17 protein-coding genes are annotated in these 23508 nt (G+C 50.3%); 11 read left to right on the top strand and 6 right to left on the bottom strand.

Features of this window, described 5'->3' with window-relative positions:
* Positions 1 to 30: 30 nt before the first annotated feature.
* Together ACJ2PR_RS16555 and gltB are read right to left on the bottom strand one after the other, a co-directional pair.
* Positions 31 to 765, bottom strand: a complete 735-nt coding sequence (locus ACJ2PR_RS16555; RefSeq protein ID WP_446877808.1) for a Uma2 family endonuclease — start codon at positions 763 to 765, stop codon at positions 31 to 33.
* Between the two features lie 275 nt (positions 766 to 1040).
* The gene (gene gltB, locus ACJ2PR_RS16550; protein ID WP_446877807.1) at positions 1041 to 5702 is read right to left on the bottom strand and encodes a glutamate synthase large subunit; all 4662 of its coding nucleotides are present in this window, start codon (positions 5700 to 5702) and stop codon (positions 1041 to 1043) included.
* Between the two features lie 778 nt (positions 5703 to 6480).
* Between gltB and ACJ2PR_RS16545 the strand changes: the two genes are divergently transcribed.
* The 10 genes from ACJ2PR_RS16545 to ACJ2PR_RS16500 all read left to right on the top strand — a co-directional run bounded on the left by ACJ2PR_RS16545 (position 6481) and on the right by ACJ2PR_RS16500 (position 15521).
* Entirely contained in the window at positions 6481 to 8361 is a 1881-nt protein-coding gene (locus tag ACJ2PR_RS16545) for a phosphodiester glycosidase family protein (protein WP_446877806.1), read from the top strand.
* A 152-nt stretch (positions 8362 to 8513) separates the two neighbouring features.
* Entirely contained in the window at positions 8514 to 8933 is a 420-nt protein-coding gene (locus tag ACJ2PR_RS16540) for a cupin domain-containing protein (protein WP_446860800.1), read from the top strand.
* A 97-nt stretch (positions 8934 to 9030) separates the two neighbouring features.
* Positions 9031 to 9423: a HesB/IscA family protein gene (locus ACJ2PR_RS16535; protein ID WP_446877805.1), complete on the top strand. Its 393-nt coding sequence runs from the start codon at positions 9031 to 9033 to the stop codon at positions 9421 to 9423.
* Between the two features lie 126 nt (positions 9424 to 9549).
* Positions 9550 to 9936 carry a 30S ribosomal protein S12 gene (rpsL, locus tag ACJ2PR_RS16530; protein ID WP_446860802.1) on the top strand — a complete coding sequence of 129 codons (387 nt, stop codon included), beginning with the start codon at positions 9550 to 9552 and terminating at the stop codon, positions 9934 to 9936.
* Positions 9937 to 10132: 196 nt separating this feature from the next.
* The gene (gene rpsG / locus ACJ2PR_RS16525) at positions 10133 to 10603 is read left to right on the top strand and encodes a 30S ribosomal protein S7 (protein WP_446860803.1); all 471 of its coding nucleotides are present in this window, start codon (positions 10133 to 10135) and stop codon (positions 10601 to 10603) included.
* Between the two features lie 71 nt (positions 10604 to 10674).
* Positions 10675 to 12765, top strand: a complete 2091-nt coding sequence (gene fusA, locus ACJ2PR_RS16520) for an elongation factor G (RefSeq protein WP_446868312.1) — start codon at positions 10675 to 10677, stop codon at positions 12763 to 12765.
* A gap of 24 nt (positions 12766 to 12789) precedes the next feature.
* Positions 12790 to 14019 (top strand): elongation factor Tu, encoded by a 1230-nt coding sequence (tuf, locus tag ACJ2PR_RS16515; protein ID WP_446860805.1) that lies wholly within the window; start codon positions 12790 to 12792, stop codon positions 14017 to 14019.
* A 128-nt stretch (positions 14020 to 14147) separates the two neighbouring features.
* Entirely contained in the window at positions 14148 to 14465 is a 318-nt protein-coding gene (gene rpsJ / locus ACJ2PR_RS16510) for a 30S ribosomal protein S10 (RefSeq protein WP_446860806.1), read from the top strand.
* Between the two features lie 158 nt (positions 14466 to 14623).
* Positions 14624 to 15277 (top strand): LON peptidase substrate-binding domain-containing protein, encoded by a 654-nt coding sequence (locus ACJ2PR_RS16505; RefSeq protein WP_446860807.1) that lies wholly within the window; start codon positions 14624 to 14626, stop codon positions 15275 to 15277.
* Between the two features lie 61 nt (positions 15278 to 15338).
* The gene (locus ACJ2PR_RS16500; protein ID WP_446860808.1) at positions 15339 to 15521 is read left to right on the top strand and encodes a hypothetical protein; all 183 of its coding nucleotides are present in this window, start codon (positions 15339 to 15341) and stop codon (positions 15519 to 15521) included.
* Positions 15522 to 15693: 172 nt separating this feature from the next.
* On the opposite strand, the gene pheA is transcribed toward ACJ2PR_RS16500, so the two are convergent.
* The gene (gene pheA / locus ACJ2PR_RS16495; protein ID WP_446860809.1) at positions 15694 to 16533 is read right to left on the bottom strand and encodes a prephenate dehydratase; all 840 of its coding nucleotides are present in this window, start codon (positions 16531 to 16533) and stop codon (positions 15694 to 15696) included.
* Positions 16534 to 16735: 202 nt separating this feature from the next.
* Between pheA and ACJ2PR_RS16490 the strand changes: the two genes are divergently transcribed.
* Complete coding sequence (locus ACJ2PR_RS16490) at positions 16736 to 17311, top strand: DUF1997 domain-containing protein (protein WP_446860810.1); 576 nt, start codon at positions 16736 to 16738, stop codon at positions 17309 to 17311.
* On the opposite strand, the gene ACJ2PR_RS16485 is transcribed toward ACJ2PR_RS16490, so the two are convergent.
* The 3 genes from ACJ2PR_RS16485 to ACJ2PR_RS16475 all read right to left on the bottom strand — a co-directional run bounded on the left by ACJ2PR_RS16485 (position 17308) and on the right by ACJ2PR_RS16475 (position 23367).
* The gene (locus ACJ2PR_RS16485) at positions 17308 to 17946 is read right to left on the bottom strand and encodes a ribonuclease HII (protein WP_446860811.1); all 639 of its coding nucleotides are present in this window, start codon (positions 17944 to 17946) and stop codon (positions 17308 to 17310) included. The two genes, ACJ2PR_RS16490 and ACJ2PR_RS16485, sit on opposite strands and share 4 nt — an antisense overlap.
* Before the next feature lie 63 nt (positions 17947 to 18009).
* Entirely contained in the window at positions 18010 to 20190 is a 2181-nt protein-coding gene (locus tag ACJ2PR_RS16480) for an Rne/Rng family ribonuclease (RefSeq protein ID WP_446877804.1), read from the bottom strand.
* 471 nt (positions 20191 to 20661) lie between these two features.
* Positions 20662 to 23367, bottom strand: coding sequence for a TIGR03960 family B12-binding radical SAM protein (locus ACJ2PR_RS16475; protein WP_446877803.1), 2706 nt, complete (start codon positions 23365 to 23367; stop codon positions 20662 to 20664).
* Positions 23368 to 23508 lie beyond the last annotated feature (141 nt).

Below are 23508 nucleotides of genomic sequence, written 5' to 3'. Positions count from 1 at the left end.
CGATCGCTAGATCAAAGCCCTTTGTTGAACCTAAAGCGTTTCTAAGTCAATTCCTAACTCGCGCAGTTTCTCGGCAAGTCGTTCTTTCTGAAGGCGTTCGTTCTCGATTTGGGACTGTGCTGCTTCTAGTTGCTGTTGTGTTGCTTCTAGTTGCTGTTGTGTTGCTTCTAGTTGCTGTTGCGCGGCTTCTGCCCATTCTTCGGGCGTGGGAAGGAGCTGCCCTTGACGGCTAAAGAGTCGAAGCTGAAGCTGATGGATGCCCAGATAAAGTTCAAGCTGTTGGCTCCAGAGCCAGCCTTGAGAATCGGGCTGTAGCGCTTGATATTCGCCAGCCATCAGCCGAAATCCCTGAAATTCCAGCGTATTAGGGTCAAACCAAAAGTATTCAGGCGTGCGGAAGGTGTCTTGATAAATTTGCTTTTTGAGACCGCGATCGACCTTCGCCGTACTGTCTGACAGCAACTCGATAATCACGTTGGGATATTTGCCGTCTTCTTCCCAGACAACCCAACTTTTGCGGGTTTTCCGCTCAGTGCCCAACACGACGAAGACATCCGGGCCGCGAAAAAATTCAGACTTGAGTTGGCGAGGGCTGTAGTAGATGGTCAGATTGCCAAAGACGTAGAAATCCTGGCGATCGTCCCACCACAGTTCCAAACATCGAATCAGAAGCAGCAGTTGCCGCAGGTGGAGTTCGCTTTCCAATGGGGGTTCGTCGCTGTAAATGTCACCAGGCGGAAAAACGATGTCTTGAGATAGGGACATCACTTCAACTCGTAAAGGTACTTTTAGTTTAGGGCTTGACTCACAAAAAGGGGCTACTGATGCTGACCAGAGTTTCTTTGCTTCGATGCTGTCCCGCCCTGCACTGGAAGTACGGGCTAACTGAGGAAAGTCCACTGAAGGGACTCCGGAGCCATTTCAGCGTCTTGAGTCCGTTTCAACGGAGTTCGCACGGGTAGCCCGGATTTCAATCCAGGGCGGGTGAATGCCATGAACAACACCTGTTCAAACATCCTCTTAACCAGATTGAGACTCGCTCAAGAGGCGGGGGTTAGTATCTTTTCAGTCGTCACTTCGGGATTGGCTTCGGGGGTGTCTTTCTCAGATGGAGGTACGACTTGCCAGAATTTGAGCAAATAGGTTGACCAGTCCGCCAAGATCGCTTTGGCTTTGGGGCTGCCTGTACGATCGCGATGCGCTTCGATCAATTCCTTCAACTGCTGCTCACCTGCTGGAGAAATCACCCGCTGGACTTTGACAATCTCTGGGTTGACCTTTGCTTGAAAGCTGCCGTCTTCGTCCAAAAAGTACGCTAAACCGCCTGTCATGCCTGCGCCCACGTTGCGACCGTTGCGACCGAGAACGACGATCGTTCCCCCGGTCATGTATTCGCAGCAGTGATCGCCGACTCCTTCAACCACGGCTTGAGCTTTCGAGTTGCGGACTGCAAACCGTTCTCCCGCTTGACCATTGGCGAATAGACTGCCGCCTGTGGCTCCATACAAGCAGGTGTTGCCGATGATCACATTCAACGACGGATCGTAGGCTGCGTCAGCGGTAGGCTTGATGATCAGTTCGCCGCCGTGTAAACCTTTGCCGACATAATCATTGGCTTCACCTTCTAAAATCAGCGTCATCCCAGGCAGATTGAATGCACCAAAACTCTGACCGACACTGCCCTGGAAGATGAGCGAAATTTGACCACCAAAGCCCGTGTTGCCATACTGTTTGGCGATCGTGCCTGCAATCCGACTGCCGACGGTGCGATCGGTATTCACCACTCGAACGGTTTTTGTCACACTGCCCTGATCCCAGATCGCGGTCTGAATGCCAGCATCCCTGAGCAATTCATCATCCAGAACTGGGCCGTTGCTATGGACAGATTCATGAGTCAGCCAGGTGCGATCGTGACGAGTATCCGGTAGCTGAGTCAAACAGCTTAAATTCAGACTCGTGGTTTTAGTCAGGCTAACTTCACGAGGTTTCAGCAAATCCGCTCGACCAATGATCTCATTCAAAGAGCGGTAGCCCAGACGTGCCAGGAGCGATCGCACTTCTTCCGCGACAAAGTAGAAGAAATTGACCACATGCTCAGGCGTTCCCGGAAAGCGTTTCCGCAGTTCTTCTTTTTGGCTGGCCACGCCGACCGGACAGTTGTTAGTGTGGCAGATCCGCGCCATAATGCAGCCTTCAGCGATCATCGCGATCGACCCAAAGCCATATTCTTCACCGCCCATCAGCGCTGCCATGACGACATCCCAGCCTGTTTTGATGCCACCGTCTACTCGCAGGGTGACGCGATCGCGCAGTTGGTTTTGCATGAGAACGCGGTGAACTTCGGTCAAGCCTAATTCCCACGGACTTCCCGCATGTTTGATCGAGCTTAAGGGAGAGGCACCCGTTCCGCCATCGTGACCAGAGATTTGAATGATGTCAGCGTTGGCTTTGGCGACCCCAGCGGCGATCGTGCCGATTCCTACTTCGGCGACCAGTTTGACGGACACCTGAGCCAATGGGTTGATTTGGTGCAGGTCAAAGATTAGTTGGGACAAATCCTCGATCGAGTAAATGTCGTGGTGAGGCGGCGGAGAAATTAGAGTGACACCGGGCTTCGATCGGCGCAGCATCGCAATATAAGGGCTGACTTTGGGGCCAGGAAGCTGTCCACCTTCGCCCGGTTTTGCGCCCTGAGCCATCTTGATTTCGATCTGCTTGGCGCTCATCAAATATTCAGGAGTCACGCCAAATCGACCAGATGCTACCTGTTTAATTGACGAATTAGCGGTGTCACCATTTTGCAAGCCTTTTAGATGAGGCAACAGCGGAGACAATCCTTCGGTGACATCATTGAGAACGTTAAAGCGAACCGGATCTTCGCCGCCCTCACCCGAATTCGATTTGCCACCGATGCGATTCATGGCGATCGCCAACACTTCATGCGCCTCGCGAGACAACGCACCCAGCGACATCCCACCTGTACAAAACCGTTTGACAATTTCGGCCGCAGATTCGACTTCTGAAATGGGCAGAGAAGGACGATCGCTCTTAAAATCCAATAAGTCGCGCAGCGCTGTCAATGGTCGGTTCTGTAAATGCTTTTGATACAGGTCGTAATGGTCGAAACTCTTGGTGGCGACGGCTTTGTGCAAATGTTTCGCCAGTTCGGGACTGTTCATGTGATACTCGCCACCGGGACGATATTGCACAAATCCGAAGTTTTCTAGCTTCTTGGCATTCAGTTCAGGAAAAGCGCGACAGTGGAAAGACAGCACTTCTTGAGCCAGATCCGTCACGCTCAGACCGCCCAACCGAGAAGCCGTTCCGGTAAATCCCAGGTTGAGCAAATCGGAACCAATGCCGATCGCTTCAAAAATTTGCGCCCCGTGGTAGCTCGACAGCAGCGAAATTCCCATTTTAGAAAGAATCTTCAGCAGACCGTCTTCGATCGCTTTTCTAAAGTTTGCTTGCACTGCTGACAGACTGGCCGCTTTGATTTTGCCTCGTTCCATCAAGGCTTTGGTACGCGAATCAGACCACCACTGACGCACCGTTTCGAGCGCCAAATAAGGACAAACCGCACTCGCACCGTAGCCAATTAGACAAGCAAAATGGTGAGTACTCCAGGCCTGAGCGGTGTCCGAAACGATCGACGCTTTCATTCGCAAGCCCTGACGAATCAGGTGATGGTGAACGGCTCCCACAGCCAGCATCGGCGGAATGTAGCTGTAATCTGTGTTGAGATGGGTGAATTGGCCAGAGGGCGTGAGACGATCGCTCAACACCAAAATTTTCTGACCTGACCGAACAGCCTCCGTTGCTTTCTGACAAAGTTCCGTCACAGCACGTCTCAAACCTTCAGGGCCATTGGCGATCGCAAACAGCGTTGATAAATTGGCCGTTTCTAGACCAGACTGCCGCACCTGCTCCAGGTCGCTGTCATCCAAAATGGGCGACTCCAGCATCAACAGATTGGCATATTCGGGTTTGGCTTCTAGCAGGTTGCCGCGTTCTCCAAGCTGCATCGTCAGAGACATTACGAGCTTTTCGCGCAGGGGGTCGATCGGCGGATTGGTCACCTGAGCAAAGCGCTGTTTGAAGTAGTCGTAGAGCAAGTGAGATTTCGTAGACAGTACGGCCAGCGGAATGTCATCGCCCATACAAAAGGTCGGTTCTTTGCCTTGAGCCGCCATTTCTTGGATGATCATTTCCACATCTTCAGACGTGTAGCCAAAGGCGGTTTGATGACCCAGCAGGGTTCGACCATCCATCAGCGTCGTTTCGGTTGGCGGTTGAGGGGGAATGTTGCGGCGCTGCTTTAACCAGTCGCCATAGGGATTTTCGGACGCGACTCGCTGCTTGAGTTCCCAGTTTTTGAGAACTTCATGAGAATCGAGATCAAAGGCAATCATCTGTCCCGGCCCTAGTCGGCCTTTCTCAATCACGTCTGACTCTGGAATGTCCACTACGCCAGCTTCGGAAGCGACCACAATATATTGATCGGTCAGACAATAGCGAGCCGGACGCAGACCATTGCGATCGAGTGTCGCCCCCACCCGTTTTCCATCGCTGAACACCAACAGCGCTGGCCCGTCCCAGGGTTCTTGAATGCCGCTGTAATATTCGTAAAAATTGGTAATTTCAGGATGATCCGTCAGGTCGGGCTGATTTTTGTAAGCTTCTGGCACCAGAATCATCAAGGCTTCCATCGGACTGCGCCCCGATCGCACCAGCAGTTCCAGCACATTATCCAAGTTAGACGAATCGCTGTTTTCAGGATTGACAGTCGGCTTGAGCAACTCGACACGATCGCCCCAGTGAGCATGAGCAATATCCGCCTGCCGCGCTACCATCCAGTTCACATTGCCCAACAGCGTATTGATTTCGCCATTGTGACCGACCAATCGCATCGGCTGTGCCAGGTGCCACTTCGGCATTGTGTTGGTGCTAAAGCGACGGTGATAAACCGCAAAAGCGCTCTTGTAAGCAGGATTCTGCAAATCTTCATAAAAGGTGCCCAACACGGACGATCGCACCATGCCTTTATAAACGATCGTTCGGCTTGAAAATGAGCAAAAATAGCACTCTGACACGCCAGCTTTGTTCGTCGAAGTGGGATTGAGAATGCCATGAATCCGTTTGCGAACCAGATAAAGCTGCCGTTCTAGTGCGTCTCCTTGAAGCTCAGACTGCACGACCAGTTGCTCAATTTGCGGTTGATTTTCTCTCGCCTGAATGCCCAGCAGATTTGACTTGACGGGCACCACACGCCAGCCCAAAAGCGTCAATCCTTCTTCGGTCAAAACCTTTTCGATCTTCTGTTTCGCCGCCGCCACATCTTCTGACTTTTGGGGCAAAAAGACCATGCCGACACCCACTTGAGCCGTTTTCAAAGCTGAAATTCCCTGAGAAGCTGCCCACTGCTGCAAAAGCTCCCACGGAATCGCCGTCATCACCCCCGCACCATCCCCAGAATCTTGATCGGCGCTACATCCTCCCCGATGTTCAAGACAGGCAAGGGCGGACAACGCTTTGGCAACCAGATCGCTGCTGGCGCTTCCCTGACGATCGGCAATAAAGCCCACCCCACAGGCATCCCGTTCTTCGACTAACCACCGTTGCCCTGCATACCCTGCATCCGATTCTTGACTGTTCTCTAAATTTGCACTTGCGTTGATCATGGGATGGTTCATTTCGTTCATTTCAATGAGAGTTTTGTTTCTTCTAGGAAGAAATCGAAGGTTGGGATGCTCTGAGCGATCGCGGCGTTCACTGCCAAAATCAAAGCGCTAAAAGCCTGAGTAGATAAAATATGAATGACATAGATCACACAATCAGTTAAAAAACTGTGCTAGTCAAGTTCACTGACAAACAGAAGCAGAACGTCTATTGCGCTCACTGACAAAGCTGCCTCTAGCTTCAACGTTGACCCGTTCAGCAGGTTTGCAGACCTAAACGTTCGACGCTTTTACGAGCTTGCTTGAATCGTGACTAAGCAAATAGTGATCGATGCGGAAATTGCCTGACCTGAAAAAAGGATAAAGTAAAAATATTATAAAAGATCCTTTCTGCTGGCAATCCCTGTGGTAAAAAGCGATCGTAAAAAATTTGAGTTCTTCGAGGAGCAACTTACGAAGGCAAATCGTCCTAAAAGATGAAGAACGACCGGATGGGGAGACTCACTATGCTACTTCATATGTACTTCATATCATGGGTGGCTTAAGGAAGGGCCAGTCTCAAAGTCAGTGTTTCTTGATAACTCAGGATGCTGACCTGATGGTGCTTTCTCAGTTTGGACACTTTCTTCACAAAAAACTTCACAAAAATAAATATCTCAGTTCAGAATCAGCCGAGTCGAGTAAAATGCGCCTCAGTCATCACTTTTAAAAATCGTCACTTTTTAGAACGCGCAGAACGGTAAGGAAGCCTGTGGTTAGGACTAAAACTTGTTGTCATTGTCAAGATCATCGTCAAAATGAGATGCGCTCTCTTGGAGTTACCCGCAAGGGGTCGTTTCAGCGTACAAGACTCTTTCACTCAGTATCGGTAGTCTGGCTAACGATCGCGCTTTTCCTCATCGCTCAAAAGCCCGGAACTGCTGACTCTTCGAGCAAACCGCTCAATTTTATGCCTCTAGGACAGCACCCGCAGCCATCCGCTCCCCAACCGCTCAACTTTCAGCCGCCACCTCCCAAAAAGCTGGCACAGATTCCTCAACAGGGCACTCAAATCTCGCTCAACGGCCGCACCTTCAATGTTCCTTGGATTCAATGGCAGACAGGCGGGACAACTCGAATTGGGTTAAGCGATGCAACGTTGAATCAGCTATTTGGAGCGAATTTGTTGAGTACGTCGGATGTCTTGAGACAGCCGATCGAGTGGTTTCCCACGGCTCAAGGGTCAATCCTTTCGACTCGCCTGATCGCGCCGCTTCGCTACCTGGATATCACTACTCTAGCGCAGCAGTATGGGTGGCAAATCCAGGCATCGGGTCAGAGTTTACGCATCAATACGCCCGTTGCCAAGTTGGTCGGAATTCGTCAGGGACAGCAGCCGTTTGGCGATCGTATTGTGATTGATCTCGATCGTCCCGTTCCCTGGCAGGTCGATCAGCAAAGTCAAGAATTTATCCTGACCTTGGATGCCCAAACTGATCCCGCGTTCGTTCAAGCGTTCAAGCCCAAGGTGACAACTCAGGTCAAGTCGCTCAAAGTGGAGGCGGGGTCAAATCAAACAACGATTCGCTTAGGGATTCCGATTACGCAGCGATCGCAGATTTCAACTTTGTCGAATCCAAGTCGTATTGTGATTGACCTGCGATCGGACTACTTGCCCAACCTAAATATTCTCTGGTCAAGCGGACTGCGCTGGCGACAGCAAACCTTAACCGTGGGATCGTCGCGATTCCCTGTCATCTGGCTTGAAGTCAATCCACGTCAGCCAGGCATGAAAATCCGCCCCATTCTCCCCAATCCAACTGTTGTAGGAACTGCGCCCCTAATCCAGACGGCTCGACAGTCTCAAGCGAGCGCTGCCATTAATGGAGGCTTCTTTAATCGTAATAACCAGCTACCGCTTGGTGCAATTCGTCTTGATGGGCAGTGGCTATCTGGGCCGATTCTCAATCGTGGCGTTTTTGCCTGGAATGAAACGGGTGAAACAAGGTTCGATCGCCTGACGCTGCAAGAAACGATCGTCGCTTCCAATCAGCGCATCCCCCTCGCCACGCTCAATAGCGCTTATCCTCAAGCTGGAATTTCTCGCTATACAGCGGTTTGGGGTGCCAGCTACACGACGCTGGGTGACAACGAAATCTTGATCACGGTTCAAAACAATCAGGTCACGAATCAACAGCCTGGAGGCAAGGCAGGGAGTGCTTTTGCAATTCCGACGAATGGCTATCTGCTGGTGGCTCGATCGAGTGCAAATGCGGCGGCTTTGTTAACGATCGGCACGTCGCTCCAGCTAGAGAATATCTCCCTCCCTTCTGACCTCAGTTCCTACCAAAACATTGTGGGAGCGGGGCCGTTGCTGATTCAAAATCGTCAAATTGTATTGGATGGCAGACTTGAGAAATTTAGTGAGGCGTTCATTCAAGAAACTGCTGCCCGAAGCGCGATCGGACAGACTTCAGACGGCACCCTGCTCATCGTTTCGGTTCACAATCGAGTCGGCGGCAGAGGCGCAACCTTAAGTGAAACTGCTCAGATGATGTCTCAATTAGGAGCCGTAAATGCACTGAATCTGGATGGAGGAAGTTCGACCACGCTTTACTTAGGAGGTCAAATCCTCGATCGTCCCCCTCGCTCATCAGCCCGTGTCCATAACGCTATCGGCGTTTTTCTTCCTGCAACTCCCTAGAAAAACTCCGTGAAGAATTTGTAAACTTCTTCTAAATGGTTCGATTCGCGGTGGTATCCCTTAAAAGCGTTTGTTAGTCTGATTGGTTGGCAAAGGTTCTGGATTTCTAACGACAGTTAAACAAACTAAATTCAGTGTAAAGGAGAGGAACGGTGGCTCAACCTCAAGAGATTATGCAGACTCCCACGCTCACATTATCGACATCGACAACTCCTCTCAAAGGAGCCGCAGCCACAGAACTTCGTCCTTGGGGTTCTTTTACGATCCTGGAAGAAGGACGCGGCTACAAAATCAAGCGCATTGAGGTCAAGCCAGGTCATCGCCTGAGCCTGCAAATGCATCATCACCGCAGCGAACATTGGATCGTTGTTTCAGGAACGGCAAGAGTCACCTGTGGCGAAGCAGACTTGACCCTCAGCAGCAATCAATCAACCTATGTTCCTCAATGCACCGCGCATCGTCTAGAAAATCCTGGGGTGATTCCCCTGATTCTCATCGAAGTCCAAAACGGCGAATACTTGGGCGAAGATGATATTGTGCGTTTTCAAGACGACTACTCTCGCGCTCAGTAGAGGTCTCAAAGCAATCTTCAAGATATTAATTTCAAGACATTAATTCCAAGACGATAAATAAAACGGGGCTATCAGAACGGGTCGCCTCGTTTATTTTTTGTCGAAAAGTCTTCTCCGTCACGGTACGATCGCCCCTACAGTTTCGTTAGCGATTCGTATGATTCATCTCAGTCAATCCGCCGCCGATGAGGTGATGCGACTTAAGTCACGTCAAAAAAGTCCGCAGGTTTACTTTCGAGTGGGTGTGGCGGCGATCGGATGCTCTGGTTTGTCCTACATCACAAAATTTGAGGAAGTCGCGCAGGTCGATGACCAGATTCATGATTGTCAAGGAATTCGAGTGGCGATCAACCCACAGAGCCTTCCCTATGTCAATGGTTTAACGCTAGACTATTCAGAGGATCTAATGGGAGGAAGTTTCCGCTTTCATAATCCCAATGCGTCCCAACACTGCGGCTGCGGAACGTCTTTCTCTGTTGTAGAACGGTGAGATCTCCTGAACTGTAGACCGATCATCTGTGGTCATTCATAAAATGTGTTTGACAGTGACGCAGACAGATTGGTATGCTCAATATTTGTTGAAAGTTGGAACAGTCAAAGCTGCCTACGCCAAAAAATGCCCACAATCCAGCAACTCATTCGTACTGAGCGCAACAGAGCGCAAAAGAAAACTAAATCTCCGGCGCTCAAGAGTTGCCCTCAGCGTCGTGGTGTCTGTACGCGGGTCTACACGACGACCCCCAAAAAGCCTAACTCCGCCTTGCGTAAAGTGGCGCGGGTTCGCTTGACCTCTGGTTTTGAAGTCACAGCTTACATTCCCGGTATTGGTCACAACCTCCAAGAACACTCTGTTGTGATGATTCGTGGCGGACGGGTGAAAGATTTACCCGGTGTTCGCTACCATATTATCCGTGGCACCCTCGACACCGCAGGCGTTAAAGACCGCAAGCAAGGTCGTTCCAAATACGGTGCCAAACGTCCCAAGGCAGCCGCAGGTAAGTAGCCTGAGAACCTCATTTTTTGAGCCTCTCGCTGCCTCCTCCAGTTAGCCAAACCTGCTGGTTGAAATAGTTGAAAGCAGCTTTGAAGGAAGATGAATCTTTCTCAGAGCCGTTTGTGCGCTGTAGTTCCTGCCGTATGTTCAGCTCAAAAAGTTGAATTTTCACAAGCAATCCTGATTTCTTTCTAAAAGGCTTACTATGTCTCGTCGCGTTGTCATTAAAAAGCGTCCCGTTCCGCCAGATCCGGTTTACAACTCTCGTCTCGTCAGCATGACGATGCGAAGAATTATGAAGAGTGGCAAAAAGTCATTGGCTTCCCGCATCATCTACGATGCCTTTGAAACCATCAAAGAGCGGACAGGCACAGAACCTCTCGAAGTGTTTGAACGGGCTGTTCGCAACGCAACGCCTCTGGTGGAAGTCAAAGCCCGTCGAGTCGGGGGTGCTACCTACCAGGTGCCGATGGAAGTCCGCCCCGATCGCGGTATTGCTCTTGCCCTACGCTGGTTGATTCAGTTTTCTCGTCAACGCCCCGGTCGCACAATGGCAGCCAGACTAGCGAGTGAACTGATGGATGCTGCTAACGAAACTGGCAACGCGATCCGCAAACGGGAAGAAACCCACCGGATGGCCGAAGCCAACAAAGCTTTCGCCCACTATCGTTACTAGAAAGTTAAAATACTTAATAGAAGCAGTAGTGTATTTTATCGACTCATGCGGCAGAGACTAAGGAGGTAGCTGTGGCTCGTACAACCCCGCTCGAACGAGTACGCAATATCGGAATTGCAGCCCACATTGATGCGGGCAAAACAACGACGACTGAGCGGATTTTGTTTTACTCAGGGGTCGTTCACAAAATTGGTGAAGTCCATGAAGGGACTGCCACTACGGACTGGATGGAGCAAGAGCGTGAGCGTGGAATTACCATCACGGCAGCCGCCATCAGTACCAGTTGGAAAGATCACCAGATCAACATCATTGATACCCCTGGGCACGTTGACTTCACGATCGAAGTCGAGCGCTCTATGCGAGTACTAGATGGAGTAATTGCGGTGTTCTGCTCGGTGGGTGGTGTGCAGCCTCAGTCTGAAACCGTGTGGAAGCAAGCCAATCGTTACAACGTTCCCCGCATTGTGTTCGTGAACAAAATGGATCGGACAGGTGCAAACTTCTACAAGGTCTACGAACAGGTGCGCGATCGCCTTCGGGCCAATGCAGTGCCAATTCAAATCCCCATTGGTGCAGAAGACAAGTTGAGAGGCATTGTGGATCTGGTGCGGATGCGCGCTTACATCTACAACAACGACTTGGGAACCGATATTGAGGAAACTGATATTCCTGACGATGTTCTAGAACTGGCACAGGAGTACCGTACCAAACTGATCGAATCTGTTGCTGAGACCAGCGATGCTTTGATGGAGAAATACTTCGCAGGTGAAGATCTGACCGAAGCTGAAATCAAAGCAGCACTGCGAAAAGGGACAATTCAAGGCGTAAACGGCGAATTTTTGGTGCCGATGCTCTGTGGGTCTGCCTTCAAGAACAAAGGCGTTCAACTAATGCTGGATGCAGTGCTGGATTATCTGCCTGCTCCGATCGATGTTCCTCCGATTCAAGGTCTGCTTGCTGATGGCACAACCGTTGAGCGCAAAGCAGATGACAGCGCGCCCATGTCGGCTTTGGCATTCAAGGTGATGGCGGACAAGTTTGTGGGTCGCTTGACCTTTGTTCGCGTCTATTCTGGCGTTTTGAAGAAGGGTAGCTACGTCATGAACTCTTCTAAAGGCAAAAAAGAGCGCGTGTCTCGGTTGATTATTTTGAAAGCCGACGATCGCACTGATGTAGACGAACTTCGGGCTGGAGATCTGGGGGCGATTCCAGGACTTTCGGATACTCTGACTGGAGATACCCTCTGTGACGAAAACGCACAGGTGATTCTGGAGTCGCTGTTTATCCCCGAACCCGTCATCTCGGTCGCGGTTGAACCCAAAACCAAGCAGGACATGGAAAAGCTTTCTAAAGCGCTCAAAGCTTTGTCTGAAGAAGATCCAACCTTCCGGGTTAACATTGACCAGGAAACTAATCAGACGATCATCGCTGGGATGGGTGAGCTTCACCTCGAGATTCTGGTTGATCGGATGCTCCGCGAATTCAAAGTGGAGGCAAACGTGGGTGCGCCGCAAGTGGCTTATCGCGAAACCATCCGCAAGGCCGTGAAATCTGAAGGAAAGTTCATTCGCCAAAGTGGTGGTAAAGGTCAGTATGGTCACGTTGTGATCACTGTCGAACCGGGTGAACCGGGCACTGGCTTTGAATTCATTTCCAAAATCGTGGGTGGCACCGTTCCTAAAGAGTACGTCGGCCCAGCCGAGCAGGGCATGAAGGAAGCCTGTGAATCTGGTATTCTCGCTGGATATCCGCTCATCGATGTGAAGGCCACATTAATTGATGGGTCTTACCACGAAGTTGACTCCAATGAAATGGCATTTAAGATCGCAGGCTCAATGGCGATCAAGGATGGAGTCATGAAAGCTTCACCTGTCCTTCTAGAACCTGTCATGAAGGTCGAAGTTGAAGCTCCTGAAGATTTCCTGGGCACCGTTATGGGCAACCTGATTTCTCGCCGAGGTCAGATTGAAGCTCAGGGCGTTGAACGGGGAATTGCCAAGGTCTCAACCAAAGTTCCATTGGCGGAGATGTTTGGCTATGCCACCGACATCCGGTCTATGACGCAAGGACGAGGTACGTTTACAATGGAGTTTAGCCATTACGAAGAAGTGCCTCGTAACGTAGCTGAAGCCATCATCGCAAAGAACAAAGGGAACGCATAATTCAGTCAAGAGGAACAATAATACATGGCACGCGCAAAGTTTGAACGGACAAAGCCCCACGTTAATATCGGTACGATTGGTCACGTTGACCACGGTAAAACGACCTTGACTGCCGCAATTACAATGACATTGGCTGCATTGGGTCAGGCGACAGGTAAGAAGTATGCTGATATCGACGCGGCACCTGAAGAAAAGGCGAGAGGAATTACGATTAACACTGCTCACGTCGAGTATGAGACAGCCGAGCGTCACTATGCTCACGTAGACTGTCCAGGTCACGCTGATTATGTGAAAAATATGATCACAGGCGCGGCTCAGATGGATGGTGCAATCTTAGTTGTATCGGCGGCAGATGGCCCAATGCCCCAAACTCGTGAGCACATTCTGTTAGCGAGACAGGTTGGCGTTCCTCGTCTAGTAGTTTTTCTGAACAAGAAAGACATGGTGGATGACGAAGAGCTGCTAGAACTTGTGGAACTGGAAGTTCGTGAGCTTCTTAGCTCCTATGACTTTCCTGGTGACGAAATTCCTATCACTGCTGGCTCTGCCTTGCAAGCTCTAGAAACGATGACTGCCAATCCCAAAGCGGGTCGTGGCACTAATGAGTGGGTTGACGCTATCTACACCTTGATGGATACAGTTGACGAATACATCCCAACTCCTGAGCGCGAAGTCGATAAGCCCTTTTTGATGGCGGTTGAGGACGTTTTCTCGATTACGGGTCGGGGAACTGTCGCAACAGGAAGAATTGAGCGAGGTACAGTCAAGGTTCAAGATGATGTAGAACTCGTTGGCATCAGAAACACCCAGAAAACTACCGTTACTGGGATTGAGATGTTTAAGAAGAGTCTCGATCAGGGCATGGCAGGAGACAACGCGGGAATTTTACTCCGGGGTTTGAAGAAGGAAGACATTGAACGTGGAATGGTGCTTGCAAAGCCTGGTTCCATTACACCTCACACCACCTTTGAATCTGAGGTTTACATTCTGAAGAAAGAAGAAGGCGGTCGTCACACTCCTTTCTTTCCTGGATATCGTCCTCAATTCTATGTGCGAACCACTGACGTAACTGGAACTATTAGTAACTTTACGACCGATGAGGGTGGTGAAGCTGAAATGGTCATGCCAGGCGATCGGATCAAAATGACCGTTGAACTGATCAACCCGATCGCGATTGAACAAGGAATGCGCTTTGCAATTCGTGAAGGTGGTCGGACTGTGGGCGCAGGCGTAGTTGCCAAGATCCTCAAATAGCTTCTACAAAGGTTAATCAGCTATCAGTGGTCAGCAATTGAGTTTGGCTGCTGATAGCTTTAGACTGTTTACACTGGGCACTTGTTCAGACCCGTCCAATATCGTTTATTCAGAACCTAGACAATCCAATGGCAACGATTCAGCAGCAAAAAATTCGGATTCGTTTGAAAGCTTTCGACCGTCGGCTTCTCGACACCTCTTGCGAGAAGATTGTGGACACAGCAAATCGCACTAACGCTACAGCGATCGGCCCGATCCCTCTCCCGACTCGTCGCCGTATTTTCTGCGTATTGCGTTCTCCTCACGTTGATAAAGATGCTCGTGAGCATTTTGAAACTCGTACTCACCACCGCATTATCGACATCTACCAGCCTTCCTCGAAGACGATCGACGCTTTGATGAAGCTTGATCTCCCGGCTGGAGTGGATATCGAAGTGAAGCTTTGACCTCTGAAAAGTAGAAGCTGATGAAATGCAGGGGGCAAAATGTCTGTCGCCCTGTGTTTTGTGTTTGTGAATTTTGACAGAAACCCTGAGTCTGCTTCAATTCCTCAGTCTGAATGGGCTAGAGTAAATAAAGGAGCAGTCTTTTTATTTGGTAAGTAATGGCATCTTCGTCATCGATCGCGGTTCGAGAACTTCCGCTTTTTCCTCTACCTGAAGTCGTTTTGTTTCCGGGTAGACCGTTGCCCTTGCATATTTTTGAGTTTCGCTACCGGATCATGATGAATACGATTCTGGAGAGCGATCGTCGATTTGGTGTTTTGATGTGGGATCAGGTTCAGGGTAAACCTGCTGCGGTGGGGTGCTGTGCTGAGATTATCCAATTTCATCGCTTGCCGGACGATCGGATGAAGGTTTGGACGTTGGGACAACAGCGCTTTAGAGTGCTGGAATACACCCGCGAAAAGCCTTACCGAGTTGGTCTAGTTGAGTGGATTGAAGACCAGCCGACAGATCAGGATTTGCGACCATTGGCTAACAATGTCAGTCAGCTCCTTCAAGATGTGGTGCGATTGTCTGCCAAACTGACGAGTCAAGAAATTGAGCTTCCTGAGAGCATTCCTGACCTACCCACTGAGTTGTCTTACTGGATTGCTAGTAATCTCTATGGGGTGTCCGACGAGCAGCAGTCGCTTCTAGAAATGCAGGATACAGCCGCCCGATTGGAGCGTGAGTCAGAAATCTTGACCTCAACCCGTAACCATTTGGCAGCACGGACAGTTCTCAAAGATACGCTTGGCGATGTTTCTGAGTAAGCTTGGGCAGTGACTACTCCAGATTTTGTACGCGCTCACCGTCATTCAATTCACCACCATAGTGAGATTTTATCAAGCTCAAAGTGCGGCTGCTTCTACTGTTGCTCAATATTCTTGTCATCAGCTATTGAAGCATGGACAGACGAATGGGAGGGAGTCGGTCAAACTGCTCTATGTCCCAATTGCGGCATTGATTCAGTCCTTGGCTCAGAGTCTGGATATCCTATCACTGCTGAGTTTTTGAAGAAAATGAATTCACACTGGTTCTAAATTGTTTCTTTTTTGTCGGTGGTGATTGCCTAATCACTTTTAATGGTTTGAAGCGGTGACTTCTGAACAATTGATTTCTTCAAGATTTGGATGCCTCATCATCCACTTCGATAACAAATTACTGAACTTTAAGCAGTGCCGTTGGCTTATTCGATCGCCACAATGTCATAGCTGCCAAAGATTTTGAGCGTTTCGGTGTAATGGGTCAGTTCCTCTAGTGCAGATTGAATTGGGGATTCCCGTGCATCGGCTTGCAGGTCGAGGAAGAAGTGATACGTTCCGCGTGCGCGTCGGGTGGGACGGGATTCAATGCGAGTCAGGTTGATGTTGCGTTGGGCAAACACTTGTAAAGGCTTGACTAATACTCCGGGCTGATTGGCGCTCATCCCAAAGGCGATCGACGTGTGGGTGCCTCCAGGAGACGAATCGAGACTCAGCACTAAAAAACGAGTGCAATTATCTGGGTAATCGTTGATGGGACTTGCAAGAATTGGCAAGTTGTAAAGTTGAGCCGCCCGTTGAGAGGAGATGGCCGCGATCGTGCGATCCTCCCTCAAATGCTGGAGCGCCTCGGTGGTAGAATTTGCAGCAATTAATTGAGCTGTAGGCAAAAACTTATCAAGCCATTTCTGACATTGTGCCAAAGCTTGTGGATGGGAGTAGACGGCACGAATCTCTTCGAGACGGTCTGCATGAGACATCAGAGCATGGGAAATTGGCAGGACAAAGGCCCTTTGAATTTGCAGCTTGTCCAACTGCCAAAGATTGTCAAGCGTCATAGTGACACTGCCTTCAATCGAATTCTCTACAGGCACGACAGCATATTGAACTTTCTGGTCGGCGGCAGCTATCAGCGTTTGAGCAATGCTGGGATAAGGGCAAAGAACAGCATCTTGTCCATTCTGTGTTAACCACTGCACAGAAGCGAGGGCGGCGGTTTCTGCATAAGTGCCAGCCGGGCCTAAATGAGCGATCGAGATTGCCATCGCGGTTCACTTCTACTGAGTATTACTGAAATCTTGATCTAATTAAGCCCATACGATTCAGAATTCCTACGGGAGTTTGCAAAACATTATCTTTATAAAAAACCGAATTCTGCTGATCCGTCGGTGGGGATACGCAATCTATGAGAAGCTAGTTACAATTGGTTAAGTAAAATTCGCGATCGTAACCCTTCTTCCCCCCTACATGGATACACGGTTCGCCAACTCTCAATCTGTTGAAATCCTTGTCCCACAACAGCCGACACCGATTTCTCACTATCTTCGTCAGCCCCATCGAGTCGTCCAGGCTCTCGCCGCTTCTAGCCGCATTGAACAAGTAAATGAAGATTGCTTCCGGTTGTCGATGCGGCCGTTAAGTTTTATGACGTTGAGCATTCAGCCGATCGTTGATTTGCGCGTCTGGACGGATTCAGAAGGAACGGTAAACGTGCAGTCGATCGCCTGTGAAATTCGAGGAACTGAATACATTAATCAACGCTTCACCCTCAACCTGGTGGGACGACTCTACCCTACGCAAGAAAACAGCAAAACCTATTTGAAGGGGAAGGCAGATTTGGAAGTTTTAGTCGAACTGCCGCCGCCCTTCTCATTCATGCCGAAACCAATGCTAGAAACTGCTGGAAACGGACTGTTGATCAGCGTTTTGACTACCATTAAGCAGCGATTGCTAAGTCAGCTTCTGTCAGATTATCGAAACTGGGCATCAGTTCAGGCAGAATCAGGAAGCAATCCAGACGGAGTTCCGTTTCCGGTCAGCTAGTTTGCGAACAGATCTAACTGCTTCAAAGCTTTTTGAATTGGTGCATACGTACGGCGATGGCATCGGGTCACGCCAAGTTCTTTAATTGCTGCTAGATGAGCCTTTGTTCCGTAGCCCGCATTACGTTCCCAGCCATAGCCAGGATGACGTTTTGCCAGACGCTGCATAAATCGATCGCGCCTCACCTTGGCCACAATGGATGCACATGCGATCGCATAAGAGGTAGCATCGCCGTCAATAATCGCCGTATGTGCTCCCAGGTCAGCCTGCTTGATTGCTCGTCCATCAATCAAAGCGTGGTCATAGGGCTGAATTCGCTTGAGCGCTCGCTGCATCGCTAAATAAGAGGCTCTCAGAACATTAATCTGCTCAATCTCGGCAACTGTTGCAATGCCTACACCAACCGCGGTCGCCTGCTGCAAGATTTGGACAAAGAGTCGATCGCGTTGAGTCGCAGACAGCAGTTTTGAGTCGCGTACCCCGTCGATCAGGGGGCAGTAAGCCGGAAGTAGAACAGCGGCCGCCACGATCGGCCCACACAAGCTACCCAAGCCTGCCTCGTCTACGCCCGCAATTCGCAACTGGCCCTTTGCCCAAAAGGTAAGCTCTACCTCTAATCCAGGAGCTTTTGCCATAAAAATTAACTTTAGACCCTCGACCAATTCCAGATCATCCAGTCTAGAGTCTAAAGTCCGACTTTATTCGCCCGTTGCCGAATCCCCGTTGGTAGCTGACGATCGTCGTCGCCGTCGCCGAGTTACAGAAACTTCCTCCTCTGGCTCAGGCTGACTTTGCTCTTCAACTTCTGGCAGTGAAACTTCTGGCGCTGGGGAGGCAGCAGTTCTCAGGACAGGTTGAAACCGAGGTTCAGGAATGGTGGCTTCCTCACCAACCGGAGGTTCTTCACCTAACCTCTCCTCCTGATCAGAAGCTGCCTCAACGGGTATCGATTCCGTAACTACAGGTTCAGGAGGTGCTTGCCCAGGAAGGGTGACGATTACGGTCGCTGATTTGGGATTTTTTAGCTCGCGAGTCGAAAGCACCAGGGGCGAAATGCCCATCCAGGCATAAACTTCTTGCTCTTCGGGGGTCATTTCTACATAAACTGACTCTGGCGGCTCGGCAGCAGGTTTAACTGCCCCTCGTCTACCTGTACGAGTTCGACGATCGTCTAGCACACGCCCTTCTCTAGGTGCAGAAGTCTCCTCCGGCATTAACAACTGCTCCGGTGGCTCCACTACAGGCTCGTTTCTGTTGACCAGTGCAGGCAGGGGAGTGGGCGTTGGAACGTGGCGGACGGGTTCTTCCCAGGGAACTGTCTTCGCTCGAATGACTTCTCTGGATACTCCTTCTCTAGGCAGCCCTTCTCTAGGCAACCCTTCTCTGGGGGGTGCGCCTTCTCTGATTGGCTCTTCACCCACCCGGCGACGGCGACGACGATTGGTTGCTCGTCCCTGCTCTCTGTAGCTCGGATGGTTGATCAAGTCTAGATCCTGATCGCCATTCTCAGGCTCTGCGTCATCTCCGTCCCAAAATGCTTCTGTCACTGAGGGAATTTCTCGACGTGGCTCCGATCGCCGACTTTCTCGACTATCTCTCAGCGACACTGCAGAGCGCTCCAAGCTCTCCCCTTCTTCGTCAGACTCTCCAGGAAGATGGGCTAGATGTCCCAGACCGCCGCAGGTTGGACAGGTTTTGCCAAACAGTTCGTAGATGTTTTTACCCTGACGTTTGCGAGTTAGCTCGACCAGTCCTAGCTCAGACAGTTGAGAAATTTGAGGTTTGGCTTTATCGACGCGCAACGCCTTGTTGAAGTGTTCTAACACTTGCAGCTTGTCGCGGTGAGAATCCATGTCGATAAAGTCAACAATGATCACACCTGCAATATTTCGTAATCTGAGCTGACGAGCGATTTCAGTCGCTGCTTCACAGTTTGTCCACAAAACGGTTTCACGAGCTGTTGCTGATCGCGTAAACGAGCCAGAGTTCACATCGATCACGGTCAATGCTTCTGTTCTTTCGATGATAATGTAGCCGCCAGAAGGTAAATCCACTCTAGGCTTCAGAGCTTCTCTAATGGCTGCGTTGACGCGGAAAAAGTCGAGAATTGGAATACGATCGCGGTGATGATCGACCAGCACCCCTTGAGGAACTTTTCCGCCGCCCCAGCTAAACAACTGTTGTTTGACGCGCTTGAGTCCTGTATGAGAGTCAACGACAATCCGGTTTACGTCTGCGCTGTAGACATCCCGCAAAACTCTTTGAATAAAGTCATCATCTCGATTGAGCAGGGCCGGAGCGCGCGTGGAGGTAGCTTCTTGCTGAATCGATTCCCATTGCTTTTGCAAGGTTTCCAGATCTTCGATGATTGCCTCTTCGGGCATTCCTTCGGCCTCGGTGCGAATCACAATCCCCATGCCAGCAGGCTTGACGAGAATGGCTAAGGCTCTGAGGCGGTTGCGTTCGTTCTCGCTGCGAATTCGACGCGAAAGATTAACGCCTCGACCGTAGGGCATCAGCACCAGGTATCTTCCCGGCAAAGAAATGTTTCCAGTCAGGCGGGGGCCTTTGTTTCCGGTTGGCTCCTTCATCACCTGCACAAGAACTTTCTGCTGTGGCGCAAGGAGTTCTGTAATCGAACCAGCCGATCGCTTTAATCGGAGTGGCCCTAGATCCGTAACGTGAATGAATCCATTTCGTTCAGAATCGCCAATATTTACAAAAGCGGCATCAATACCGGGCAGGACATTCTCCACAATGCCCAGATAGATATCACTGACTTGATGACTGCCTGTGGCAACGATGATTTCTTGAATCTGATCTTCTGAAAAAACGGCAGCAATTCGATGCTGTTCTGCGATAACAATCTGCTTTGTCATTCAATTTCCTCAAAATTGGGGGGCGAGGAGGGCATCGAAGTTCTTGCGCCTCTCGCTTTTTCCTTAAATAATGTCTGTGAGCTAAACCCTTAAAATCATGTAGAACCGGGGATTCCAGCCCTTGAGGTCATCAATGCCCAACTACCCTCAAGTGGGCGGCCTCAGCGACGGACAAGTCAATACACAAGCTGCGATCGATAAGGCAATGTTGCATATCCTCGAAGGATAAGTCACTGCATCTCATGAACGATGAGCGGAAAGTCTAGCAAGAGTAAGCTGCGTCTGGCATCTAATGCAATTCACCCGACGGCAACCACGGGGAACTCTAGTCCACAACTGCCTCTAATGGAAAGCATTATAGCGTGAGGATCTGCGCCTCAGCGAAAATTTCGAGAAATCACCGAGATTTAGCTGAAATTTAGCGAGAATCGTACCTCGACTTCTCCGTCAAATTACTTATCTCTGACCAAATTAAATATTCTCAGTCTCAGCTAGAAGCAGTTGATTACGGTGAATCTGTAAAAGGCAGAGTTCTTGCTGGGCAATCTGTTCGAGCATATAGACCAGGTGATCCGGACGAAGCATAGTGCCATCATTGCGACAGCTACCGACATAGCGCAGTGTTGTTTGGCGATCGCTTCGAGTTACCCGCGAGGGGTCGTTCTCTACCAGTTCCAACTCAAAGAGCCGATCTCGCAGGTTGATCAGGTGTACTTTTCCAGATTTTGTCGTCTGCTCAAGCCAAATTTCTTCGGCTGCTTGAATGGCTTGAATCCAGGTTTGCCACTGGTCTGTCGAGATTTGGGGACGATCGCCCCCAGCTTGATCAGCGACATCCACTGTAATCAGATATTCTGCCTTTTCGAGAATCTGGGCGGAGGCGGGGGCTTTCATGCTGACTGCTTCGACGCGATAGATCGGCATGTCTGCTGGCAATTGAGCCGCTAATTTTGCCTGAAAGAGGGCTGGCTCGATCGCTTCCGTCAATTCAAAATCCACAATTTCGCCCGAACTAGTCGTTCCCAGGGGCAGCGCGTTGGCGGGAATAATCCGCGGGTTGGGGTGAAAGCCGCCTGTAAAAGTAATCGGAATCGAGGCTCGACGAATCGCTCGATCAAATAGCCGCATTAAGTCTAAATGGCTAACCAATGCCATCTCGCCAGTTTTTCCTAGCCAGACTCGAAGACGCTGCGATCGACGCTGATCGGGTTCAAACTGCCCCACAAACTCAGGAATGGGTAATGGCGCAACAACGATGTTATGCCCAAAATCCACACCGCACACGCCACAGTGAGAACAGCCTTCAAAGGAGCAGTCTGGTACAGTTGCCGCTTCTAACGCCCGTTGCAAATCCTCTTTGAGCCACTGTTTATGAATGCCCGTATCGATGAAGTCCCAGGGGAGCGGGGAATCGAGGGATGAGGGAGAACTTCGATGATCTGTTCCCCTTTGGGGGTAATCCGCTGCGCGAGGAGAGATGACTTCCGCTTCGAGGGCTGATTCAGAGTTCTCAAAGAGGTTCCATTCGCCGTTTTCGACTTGGCGGTACTTCCAGGTGAGATGAGATTCGTCGATCGCTTGTGTCCATGCGTTAAAGGCTTTGTCCAGGCTTTCCCACCAGGCATCCATCCCGGCTCCCAGTTCCCAGGCTCGGCGGACGACGCTAGAAAGACGACGATCGCCTCGTCCTACAAAGTCTTCCATTGCAGAGATGCGGACATCGGTGAAGTTAACCTTTAAGCCGCGCAGAGAACGGAAGGCCTCTCTTAAAAGACTCTGCTTGCGTTTGAATTCAGCGGTCGAGACAGAGTGCCACTGAAACGGCGTGTGAGGTTTGGGCGTAAAATTTGAGATGGTGATGTTAAAGTCCAGCCGCTTTCTGCCTCTCTGACTACATTCTCGCCTCAGCCAGTGAATGGTCTCTGCAATCCCCAACACATCCACGTCGGTCTCACCTGGCAGGCCAATCATAAAGTAGAGCTTGATCTTGTCCCAGCCTTGATCAAATGCTGTTTTTACGCCTCTAAGTAATTCTTCATTGGTCAAGCCCTTGTTGATGATGTCGCGCATTCTCTGCGTGCCCGCTTCTGGAGCAAAGGTCAGGCTGCCTTGACGAGTGCCGCCGAGGATGTGAGCAATGTTTTCATCAAAGCGATCAACTCGCTGACTGGGTAATGATAGTGAAATGTTCTCGTTTTTGAGCCGATTTTTGATTTCCATTCCCACTGCGGGCAGAGCCAGATAATCGGAGCAACTTAGCGACAGTAGAGAAAATTCGTTGTAGCCCGTCGCTCTCATTCCCTGCTCGATCGACTCAACGATGCTTTCAGGTTCGACATCTCGCGCTGGACGGGTCAGCATTCCTGGTTGGCAAAATCGACAGCCCCGCGTGCAGCCTCGACGAATCTCAATCACCAGTCGATCGTGAACCGTCTCGATATAGGGCACCAGACCAATTGAGTATGCGGGAATTGGATCAGCGACTCGTCGCAAAATTCGAGTTGAGACATCAGGACGATTGGGATATACTGACCCATCCTCCGCCATGTCATAAAACCGAGGCACATAAACTCCGGGAACCTGTGCTAAGTCCAAGAGAAGGCTTTCTCTACTCAGTCCAGCTATCTTTCCTTCTTCTAAAATCAGACCAATTTCAGGCAAAAGTTCTTCACCATCTCCCAAGGCGATGAAGTCAAAAAAGTCTGCATAGGGTTCTGGATTTGAGGTAGCCGTCTGGCCGCCTGCAAAAATTAAGGGATACTCACCCTCTGCCCGATCGCGCCAAGCCAGCGGAATACCTGCCAGATCCAGCATTTCCAGAATATTCGTTGCGCCTAACTCGTAGCTGAGGCTAAAACCGAGAATATCAAAATCGGTGAGCGATCGTCGAGACTCAACCGCAAATAAGGGTGTCTGTGTTGCTCTCAGTTTGGCGGCAAGGTCAGGGGCAGGCAAGTAAGCACGATCACACAACTGCCGAGGTTGAGCATTCAGAATGCTGTAAAGAATAATATGACCCAGATTAGAAGCCCCTACTTCATAAACTTCGGGATAAGTGAGCGACCACCGAACGATCGCGCTTTCCCAAGGCTTATGCACTGCACCCAACTCATTACCGAGGTAGCGAGCTGGGCGCAGGATTTCGGGCGTGAGTAGGGCTTCGACTGCAACGACCACGGCTGGATCACCTTACTTGAGGGTTTGATCTTCAGCCTATTAGTATACTGAAGTTCGCAGCCGCAGCTATTAAAGTACCACAGGTTCTAAGGGCCTATCCGAAAACCATAAAATCTGTGAGATGATGAAGGCAAGCGAGTT

This window comes from Phormidesmis sp. 146-33, from assembly GCF_052939515.1.
The sequence above is the reverse complement of the archived record's forward strand: the minus strand, read 5'-3'. Positions and strand labels throughout refer to the sequence as shown.

Coding starts and splice junctions, on each gene's coding strand:
- ACJ2PR_RS16505 (WP_446860807.1), top strand. CDS start 14,624: ATGGCATCTTCGTCATCGATCGCGGTTCGAGAACTTCCGCTTTTTCCT.
- ACJ2PR_RS16555 (WP_446877808.1), bottom strand. CDS start 765: ATGTCCCTATCTCAAGACATCGTTTTTCCGCCTGGTGACATTTACAGC.
- ACJ2PR_RS16480 (WP_446877804.1), bottom strand. CDS start 20,190: ATGACAAAGCAGATTGTTATCGCAGAACAGCATCGAATTGCTGCCGTT.
- ACJ2PR_RS16485 (WP_446860811.1), bottom strand. CDS start 17,946: ATGGCAAAAGCTCCTGGATTAGAGGTAGAGCTTACCTTTTGGGCAAAG.
- pheA (WP_446860809.1), bottom strand. CDS start 16,533: ATGGCAATCTCGATCGCTCATTTAGGCCCGGCTGGCACTTATGCAGAA.
- rpsG (WP_446860803.1), top strand. CDS start 10,133: ATGTCTCGTCGCGTTGTCATTAAAAAGCGTCCCGTTCCGCCAGATCCG.
- gltB (WP_446877807.1), bottom strand. CDS start 5,702: ATGAACGAAATGAACCATCCCATGATCAACGCAAGTGCAAATTTAGAG.
- rpsL (WP_446860802.1), top strand. CDS start 9,550: ATGCCCACAATCCAGCAACTCATTCGTACTGAGCGCAACAGAGCGCAA.
- rpsJ (WP_446860806.1), top strand. CDS start 14,148: ATGGCAACGATTCAGCAGCAAAAAATTCGGATTCGTTTGAAAGCTTTC.
- tuf (WP_446860805.1), top strand. CDS start 12,790: ATGGCACGCGCAAAGTTTGAACGGACAAAGCCCCACGTTAATATCGGT.
- ACJ2PR_RS16490 (WP_446860810.1), top strand. CDS start 16,736: ATGGATACACGGTTCGCCAACTCTCAATCTGTTGAAATCCTTGTCCCA.
- ACJ2PR_RS16545 (WP_446877806.1), top strand. CDS start 6,481: ATGCGCTCTCTTGGAGTTACCCGCAAGGGGTCGTTTCAGCGTACAAGA.